Annotated in this window: 10 protein-coding genes; 6 read left to right on the top strand and 4 right to left on the bottom strand. The window is 70.0% G+C overall.

All coding sequences use genetic code 11. The annotated features are described in order from the left end of the window. Position 1 precedes the first annotated feature (1 nt). Together AB0C20_RS21985 and AB0C20_RS21990 are read left to right on the top strand one after the other, a co-directional pair. The gene (locus AB0C20_RS21985; protein ID WP_357186892.1) at positions 2–655 is read left to right on the top strand and encodes a TMEM175 family protein; all 654 of its coding nucleotides are present in this window, start codon (positions 2–4) and stop codon (positions 653–655) included. A gap of 14 nt (positions 656–669) precedes the next feature. Then, entirely contained in the window at positions 670–1113 is a 444-nt protein-coding gene (locus tag AB0C20_RS21990; RefSeq protein WP_357186889.1) for a DUF5990 family protein, read from the top strand. Between the two features lie 13 nt (positions 1114–1126). Here AB0C20_RS21990 and AB0C20_RS21995 read toward each other — a convergent pair whose 3' ends face one another. Beyond that, entirely contained in the window at positions 1127–2218 is a 1092-nt protein-coding gene (locus tag AB0C20_RS21995; protein WP_357186886.1) for a winged helix DNA-binding domain-containing protein, read from the bottom strand. A gap of 9 nt (positions 2219–2227) precedes the next feature. Next, positions 2228–3415 carry a DUF418 domain-containing protein gene (locus AB0C20_RS22000; protein ID WP_357568627.1) on the bottom strand — a complete coding sequence of 396 codons (1188 nt, stop codon included), beginning with the start codon at positions 3413–3415 and terminating at the stop codon, positions 2228–2230. Between the two features lie 187 nt (positions 3416–3602). Here AB0C20_RS22000 and AB0C20_RS22005 point away from each other — a divergent pair, with 187 nt between their 5' ends. After that, entirely contained in the window at positions 3603–4193 is a 591-nt protein-coding gene (locus AB0C20_RS22005; protein ID WP_357568628.1) for a hypothetical protein, read from the top strand. A gap of 88 nt (positions 4194–4281) precedes the next feature. On the opposite strand, the gene AB0C20_RS22010 is transcribed toward AB0C20_RS22005, so the two are convergent. Both AB0C20_RS22010 and AB0C20_RS22015 read right to left on the bottom strand, forming a co-directional pair. Continuing rightward, a complete protein-coding gene (locus AB0C20_RS22010; RefSeq protein WP_357568629.1) occupies positions 4282–4482 on the bottom strand; it encodes a hypothetical protein in 201 nt (66 codons plus the stop codon). 489 nt (positions 4483–4971) lie between these two features. Next, positions 4972–5682, bottom strand: coding sequence for a carbonic anhydrase (locus AB0C20_RS22015; RefSeq protein WP_357568630.1), 711 nt, complete (start codon positions 5680–5682; stop codon positions 4972–4974). Positions 5683–5947: 265 nt separating this feature from the next. Here AB0C20_RS22015 and AB0C20_RS22020 point away from each other — a divergent pair, with 265 nt between their 5' ends. The 3 genes from AB0C20_RS22020 to AB0C20_RS22030 all read left to right on the top strand — a co-directional run bounded on the left by AB0C20_RS22020 (position 5948) and on the right by AB0C20_RS22030 (position 8192). Further along, positions 5948–6586, top strand: a complete 639-nt coding sequence (locus AB0C20_RS22020; RefSeq protein ID WP_357187055.1) for a HEAT repeat domain-containing protein — start codon at positions 5948–5950, stop codon at positions 6584–6586. Between the two features lie 6 nt (positions 6587–6592). Beyond that, positions 6593–7603 (top strand): HEAT repeat domain-containing protein, encoded by a 1011-nt coding sequence (locus tag AB0C20_RS22025; protein WP_357568631.1) that lies wholly within the window; start codon positions 6593–6595, stop codon positions 7601–7603. A gap of 109 nt (positions 7604–7712) precedes the next feature. After that, positions 7713–8192: a hypothetical protein gene (locus AB0C20_RS22030; protein ID WP_357186868.1), complete on the top strand. Its 480-nt coding sequence runs from the start codon at positions 7713–7715 to the stop codon at positions 8190–8192. The last annotated feature ends 88 nt before the right edge of the window (positions 8193–8280 follow it).

The following is an 8280-nucleotide window of genomic DNA, read 5'->3' on the forward strand; positions in this document are numbered from 1 at the left end:
GGTGCCTCCCCAAAGGGAAACTTCACGGCTTACCCGTAGCCCGGGACGGCTGCTGGCCTTCAGCGACGGTGTCTTCGCGATCGCCGTGACGCTCCTCGTGCTGGAGATCCAACCGCCCCACGACTTCGGTCGCCTCGTCCAGGGGCTCGGTGCGCTGTGGCCGTCGTACCTGGCGTACACGCTGAGCTTCCTGCTCATCGGGCAGGTGTGGGTGAATCACCACGTCATGTTCGACCGCGTCCGGCACGTCGACCGAGTGGTGCTGTTCCTCAACACGTTGCTCCTGATGGTCATCGCGTTCCTGCCGTTCTCCACGTCACTGCTCGCCGACGCGTTGCGCGCCGAACAGGGGCTGCGCGCGTCGGTCGTCGTCTACGGCGGCACACTGTGGACGGCGGCGGCCCTCTTCAACATCGTGTGGGCGCACCTCCGCCGGGCCAAACTGCTGGACCCCGGCCTCGGGCCGCTCGGTGCGCGGGCCATCGGCCGCCGCTTCGCGCTCGCCCTGGTCTGGATCGGCTCCGGCATCCTCGTCGGCGCGTTCGTGCCGATCGCCGGCGTCGCCATCATCGCCGCGTTCCTGCCCGCCTACTACCTGCCCATCCGTGGCGAGTACGGCGAGGATGACACCCCCGTCGGGCAGCCAGCCCGGTAACTAGAGTCGGTGCCATGCGGATCAGGATCGACGGCAGCGATCTCCCAGGTCAGCGTCCCGGTGCGGAGGCCGACGCGCTGCGGCGGGGCAACGTGCACGTCGGGGTGCAGCGCAAGGCCGAGGTGGTCGATCAGGTGCCGGCCGACGCGGCACGCGCCACCTGGTCCTTCGAGGTGTCCAGTCGCGAGATCGACGGTGCGCTCGACGTCGGTGGCCCCTGGGTGCACGGCCGCCCCGGGGCGCGGTTTCTCTATCTGAGCTGGGGCGCGGTAACCCAGGACGGCTTCGCGATGTTCCGACGAGCGAAGCTGATGTTCACCGACGTGCCGACCGCGCTGCTGCGCGCCGCCCACGAGGGCAACGGGACGCTGGTCGGCCGGGTCGGGTTGACCGATGCCGCCGGTGGGCCGATCTGCGCTCGGGTGCACCCGCCCGCCATCGCCTGGGCAGTGGAGTGAGTGTCGTCGGCGACTAGCTGCCGAAGTCGACGCCGCTGAGGGAGACGGAGCGGTACGCGGCGAGGCGTTCGGCCTGCGCGGTGATGGCCTTACGCGTGGTGTTCGACAGCCGTTGCCACGGCTGGACGGCGACAGTGAACGTCCTGCCGGACTTGCGGGGCCGCCAGGTGCCGACCAACTCGCCGTCGACCAGGACGGCGCCGGGGCGACCCAACACCGGCCACAGCTCCTTGGCGTGGGCGGCGTCCGGCACCAGCGTTGCCCGGTCCTTGGCCTGGAGGAAGAGGTCGAACGGGCCGAGCAGTCGGGTGACAGTGCCGTCGGCGGACTCCAGCGCCTCCTCGTCGGCGGCGAGCAGTGAGCGCACCTCGCGGTCGACAGTCACCTCGATCACATCGTCGGGCCAGCGCGCCTTGACGTCCTTCACCGGGGCGTCGAGATAGTCGGCGACCTGTTTCGGGGTGGCCGGACCGAGCAGGCGAAGATAGGCGCGGATGAGGTCGAAGCGGTTGCCCGTAGCGGCCGCTTTCCTGAACCCGGTGATGCGCCGCAGGACCGGAGGTGAGGTGTCGAGCTGCAACTCCAGTCCGGCCCGCAGGGCGGCGAGCCGGAACGGCATCTCGTAGAGGTGCGTGGCGTCGCACGGGCGGCAAAACCGCAGGTAGGGCTCGGGCAGCATGGTGGCCAGGCGGGCGGAGACGTCCCCCTTGACCGTCGGCGTGCTGACGATGGCCCGCATCCGGCCGGCGATGTCGTCCAGGGCCGCGAGGGTGTCGATGCCGGCGGCCTTCAACGGTTTCGCGGCGTCGTAGATGCGCTTGCCCGCGTCGGCCGAGGAGTTGGGTTCGACGGCGGCCGCCACCTTCGCAACGTCGGTCCGGCGGTAGAGGTGGGGAGCGCCCCGCACCGTCCACAGCAGGACCAGGTCGGTGTCGGACACCGCGGTCACGTCGACCCCGCGTACCGCCAGCGCCCACCGCCCGCCGTCCGGACCGGTGTTCTGCACCCCGAGGTCCAGGACGGCGGTGTCGGCGAGCGTGCCCTCGGCCCGGTCGAGCTGTTGGGCCCGGACCCGGAAGTTCATCACCTGGTGCCGATCGACCATGTCAGCACCCTAGTTGGGGCGGCGCGCCCCGTGGGTCCAGGCGCGCAGTGCCCATTCGACGGGGCCATACCGGAACCGCCGCAACCACCACGAGCTGACCACCAGTTGCACCGCGAAGATCACCAGTGCGATCAGCAGTGTCTGTGCCGGCGAGGTGCGGCCGACCAGGCCCCACCCCACGCCGGTGAAGACGAGCACACACACGAGCGACTGGGCCAGGTAGTTGGTCAGGGCCATCCGCCCAGCGGGCGCGAACGCGTCCGCGAGGCGCGGCCGCCGCGTGAACAGGCGCAGCAGGGTCGCGGCGTAGGCGGCGGCCAGGAACGGCGCGGTGACGATGCTGACCATCAGTCCGGTCAGGTTTGCCGTAGAACCACCGACCGCGAACACGACGGCGCCGGCCAGACCGATCGGATACCCCACCCGTTCGCACCGGCGTAGCAGGTCCTGGTGGGCGGGCACGGTGGCGAGCAGCCGGTGCTTGCCGGCGGCGAGGCCGACGAGGAACGCCGCAAACGCCAGCGGCCCCTGCACGGCGAGGCCGCCGATCATCGCCGGCATCGACCGCAGGTGCTCCAGGACGACATCGCCGAGGCCGCCGCCCAGGGCCAGCGTCGAACGGGCACCGGCGCTGACCGCTGTGGCCTCGTCCGGGACCAGCGTGGCACCGAGGACCGCGGCGATCCCGACCACGACGGCGATGCCGCCGATGATGGACGCCGCCGCGATCAGCGCGGTGCGGGGCTCGATCCGCCGGACCGCGAGCAGCGCGAGACCGAGCAACGCGTACGTGGTGAGGATGTCGCCGTGGAACAGCAGCACCGCGTGCAGCACACCGAGGACGAACAACCCGGAGAGCCGGCGCAGGAACGCCGGGCGGAACGCCGCGCCGCGCCGAGCCGCGGAGTCGAGTTGCAGTGTGAAGCTGTAGCCGAACAGGAAGGCGAACAACAGGTACGCCTTCATCGCGAAGAACAGCTCCACCGCGCCGGCGATCAGCAGGTCGACGGCGCCGCGCGCCGGATCGTCGACCAGGTGGAAATCGTAGCCGGAGCTGAAGAACACGATGTTCACCAGCAGGATCAACAGCAGCGCGCTTCCACGCAGCGCGTCCACGACGGTGATGCGGGCGAGGGTGTCCCCGGGCGAGGGCTGTGGGTGGCCGTCGCCTGGTCGGTCGAGCCGTGTCACATTCATGGTGTCCAGCCTCGGCAGCGTGGCCCGCTGCCGTGAAGTGTTTCCGTCACACGGACTGTCGTGACGAAAAGACACCATCCCTGCGGTGGGGGAGGCGATTTCCCTCCGTGCGGCGATCCGCTCGCCGCGCCGTTCGGCGACGGTGATCTCAGAGGTGCCAACGCCCGCCGCTGATGGAGACGACGCCGTGACTCGAACACCACACACGAACGCCATGCCCGCCCCGCCGCCGCCCTGGGCCCGCCGAGCCGGACACGTGGCCTGGATCGCCCCCGTACTGGGGTTCATCCCGCTGCACGTGCCCTGGATCCTCGGCATCCCGCTGTTCGCCAACCCCGGTCCGTTCCGCGAGTGGTACCACGGTCGGGGGCCCGGGGTGGGGGACCACCCCGTCGACGGTTTCCTGGGGCTGCCGGCCGGCGCGTTCTACCTGGGCCTCCTGTGCGTGCTCGCCGGGCTCGGCGGCGTACTGGCGCTGGGGCTCATTCAGGACTGGGGCGTGGTCTTCCCCCGGTGGGTGCCGTGGCTGCGCGGACGTCGGGTGCCGCAGTGGTTGCCGCTGACGCCAACGGTGCTGGGATCCGCCCTGATGATCGGCTACTCGGCGACCCTGCCCTGGCAGTTCGCCGCGGACCTGCCGGAATCCAGCGCAGAGGACATCTTCACCCCGGCCGGCGTCCTCATTGGTCTCCCGCTCCTGCTGGCCTGGGCGGTCGCGTTGCCGCTGGCCGGATGGTCCTACTACCGCCGTACCCGTGCACCGCGACGTGACAGGTGACGCTTGTCGGGCCCCATCCGCTGACCGGCCAGCGCCGCCGTCGGTGCGGCCGGGAATGGGTTGCCAACGGCTGGGCGCGGTCGTCACCTCAGAGGAGTAGGGCCACCCCGGTCAGCGCCAGTCCGATTACGGCCATCACGACTCCGATGAGCCGATATTCTGAAGTCCTGGCTGGATCGTATTTGACCAGGCCGAAGTGGCCTACCAGGTGGGCCATTCCAATGGGTCGCCATGCCAACAGCGCGCCGGCCACCACGGAGAACAGTCCGACAATGAGCACGATGGTCATCGTCAGATGCTAGCGCGACCTACGCGGAACTTCAGTGCACGAAATGGTGCTGGACTCAACGGGCGTCGGCCTCTCGCCACTGCGTAGGGGCGTCTCAGCGCCGTCGGCTCCGGTGCCGAGTCACAGCCCCGGCCAGGGCCATGGACACCGCCACCACGGCGGCCACTGCCAGCACGATTGACGCTCCAGCCAGTCCCACAGGGACATCGTACGTCGACTCGCGTCGCCTGTCTCGTCTGGCGCCAATGCGTCCGCAGGGCCGCCCTGAACGGTCAGAAGAATGTTGTTTGAACGGTGGCGTAAAAGGCTTCTTCAACGTTGCAGTTTGGTCCGAGCACGCACGAGCAATTTCATAAGGGGTCCATACTCGGTGTCGCTGGTCGGTGAGCGTCGCCGACGCGATTCCAACCTCCCGACAGCTCGTGAGCCTCTGTACCAACCCGGTCGCCCCCGGCCACCAGACGAAGGGGTGGCCGGGGGAGATCCCGGTCAGGCCACCAGGGAGACCCGCCCGTTGTCCAGGTCGTAGCGGGCGCCCACCACCCGCAGCGCGCCCTCGTGCACCTTCTCGGCGATGATGGTGCTGCGTGCGCTGAGCGCCCGCACCTGGGCGGCGATGTTGGCGCGCACCCCGTTCTCCACCGGGTCGCCGGGCTGGTCCAGCACCGGCTCGACGACCGGACGCAGGGCGTCCACGATGGTGCCGATGTGCCCGGGGGCCGTACCGCCGGTGTGGATGGCGTCGATGGTGGCGGTGATCGCGCCACAGCGTTCGTGGCCGAGGACGACGATCAGCAGGCTGCCGAACTCCTCCACGGCGAACTCGACGCTGCCGAGCAGCAGGTCGTCGACGATGTTGCCGGCCACCCGGTTGTCGAAAAGGTCACCCAACCCCTGGTCGAAGAGCACCTCGGGGGCCACCCGGGAGTCCGCGCAGCCGACGGTGATGGCGAACGGGTGCTGGCCGGCGGCGAGCCGGTGCAGGTCGGTCAGGCCCTGGTGCGGGTGCCGGCCGTGGCCGGAGGTGAACCGCCGGTTGCCGGCCTGTAGCCGACGCAGCGCCTCCGTCGGCGTCTCGACCGGGTTGTCGGCTGGCGCGGCGGAGGCGGCGGACGGGCTGGGTGTGGCCGCGCCGAGCGCCACGGCGGCGGCGCCACCGGCGGTCAGCAGCGAACGGCGGGACAGGTGGGGACGTGCCACGATCATCTCCCTGAGGTGAGGCAACTCGCCTCTTCCTACCAGCCCGCTGTCCATATAGGTGGGTGCTGCCGGATGGTCATTAGATGAAGCTCACAGAGACCCGGCGCCACCGACCGCGATGAGCGGGCGACGATCCTGAGCGACGTGCGGGTGACCGCGCCCCGAGTAGCAGCGAGAACGGGTTGACCTTGACACAGTGACAAGGTCTTCACTGGGGCGGAAAGGGGTGATTCCGATGACCACGCCGCAACAGGACACGAACGCGATGAGGGCTCTGCATGGGCTGGGAAACAGCGACCCGTCGGTACGGCTGCGCGCGGCGCTGGCGGTCGGCACGGCTCCTGACCCGCAGCTCATCGACACGCTCATCGAGCGCTGCGCGGTCGAGCCCGAGTTCTCCGTACGCGAGATGCTCACCTGGGCACTCCTGCGCCACCCACCGGCACTGACCGTTGCCAAGCTCACCGATGAGCTCCGCTCGGAGCGCGCGCAGGCCCGAAGTCAGGCATTGCACACGCTGTCCAAGATCGGGGATCGGCGAGCCTGGCCGGCGATCACCCGGACGCTGCTGACCGACACCGACGACGAGGTGGCGCGCAGTGCCTGGCGCGCGGCAGTCGCGCTCGTACCCTCTGGCGGGGAGCCCGAGTTGGCCACGGTGTTGTCGACGCAGCTCGGGCGGGGCGGGCGTGAGATGCAGTTGAGCCTCAGCCGGGCGCTGATCGCGCTCGGCGAGGTGGTCATGCCGATCCTGCGCGCCGCGATGGGGGATCTCGACCCGCGCGTACGCGCCCACGCGGTCGCCACACAACGTCTGATGCAGGACCCGGATGCCGGGTTCGAGTTCGCGATCGAGGCGGCGAAGCGTGTCGTCGCCCTCGGCCCGACGCACGAGAAGGGATGACGCCAGGTGTTGATCGGTGAGGTGGCGCGACGGTCCGGGGTCAGCGCGCGCATGCTCAGGCATTACGACGCGCTCGGGCTGATCCGGCCTACTGGTCGTACCGGTTCCGGCTATCGCGAGTACACCAGCGAGGACATCCGGCTGATCTTCCACGTCGAGAGCCTGCGGTCGTTGGGCCTGTCGCTACGAGACGTCCGCCGTGCGCTCGACGATCCCGGCTTCACCCCCGCCGAACTCGTCAATGACCTCATCCGGCGGACACGACTCCGCATCGCGGATGAGATGGAGCTGCTCACCCGACTCCGTCGGATCGGTGCCACGGACCCGTCCGACTGGGAGGACGTCCTGCAGGTCGTCACACTCCTGCGGGCACTGGGCTCGGAAAGCGCGGGCACCCGTCAACGCGCCGCCCTGTCCTCGGTCGGTGAGGGGCCGGTGCCGGTGGAGGCACTTGTCGAGGCGGTGCTGAGTGAGTCGGACCCGAACGTCGCCGGAGCCCTGCGCTGGGCGCTGGCGCAGTCCGGCGACGGCGGGTTGGCGTTGCTGGCCGAGGGCCTCGGCTCCCCGGAGGCCGAGGTACGCAGGCGCGCCGTTCAGTCCGTCGCCGAGATCCCGCACGCCGCTGCGACCGACGTGCTGCGGGACGCCCTCACGCACCCCGACATCGTGGTCCGCGGGTACGCGGCTCTGGCGCTCGGGGCGCGCGGAGTGGCGGACGCGCTTCCCACGCTGATCGACATGGTCATCGAGGAGAGCAAGGATGTCGACGCTGCCGACGCGCTGAGCCTGCTGGCGGCCGATCCCGCGCTGGCAGACGAGATTGCGACCCGGCTCGTTGCCTGCCTCCGGCAGGGCGGCGTCGCACCGTCCGCACGGCGACGGCTGACCGAGGCGTTGGCGGACATTCCGGGGAGCACGGCCGTAAGCGCCCTCACGGACCTGTCGCACGACGAGGACCGCGCCGTCGCACTGACGGCGACCTCCATCCTCGCGCTTCGTTCCGCGACTGCGCCATGATCGAACACTGTGGAGCCGCCGAGGATGGACGGGACGCCGAGCCGATTGATCATCGCCTGGGCTTCGACTATCGTCCGCGTCCGTGAAATCTTCCCGTCTTGCTTCCGCCATGTTGATCCTTGCCGTCTCGACGGCCCTCGCCGCGTGTGGCGACACCGATAAGGCGACGACCGCCGGATCCACCACGCCCGCTCCCACCTCCGCGGCCCCGTCCGCTGTGGCCACGTCCGCTGCCGCCACGCCGACCTCGTCTCCCGCGGCGGGCGCGGCGACCGACAAGCAGCTCTGCGAGGCGGTGAAGAAGGCCAGCGACGAGATGAGGACCGAGATGGTGAAGGTCGCCACGACTGGCGACGCGTCGGCGGCCGACTTCAAGAAGATCCTGACTGGGCTGGAGCAGAAGGTGACAACTGTCGCCTCGACCGGCGACGGCAAGTTGGCCGACGCCCTGCGGACGTTCGCCGCCGAGGCGGCCAAGGCTGCGGCCGCGGCGGACCCGGCGACCGCCGCCGACAACCCGGCCTTCGAGAAGGCCGGCAAGGATGTCAGCGCCGCGTGCAAGGCCAACGGGGTCAGCATGGTTCTCTGACCTCGTGGCCCGATCAGAGCAACCCCGGGTTCGTGCTGGACCTGCTGGTGGTGCTGCTGACCGGCGGATGCCACGAGGTGCGGTCGGT

The organism is Micromonospora sp. NPDC048843 (genome assembly GCF_040649965.1).
In the GTDB taxonomy this organism is placed as follows: Bacteria; Actinomycetota; Actinomycetes; order Mycobacteriales; family Micromonosporaceae; genus Micromonospora; species Micromonospora hortensis.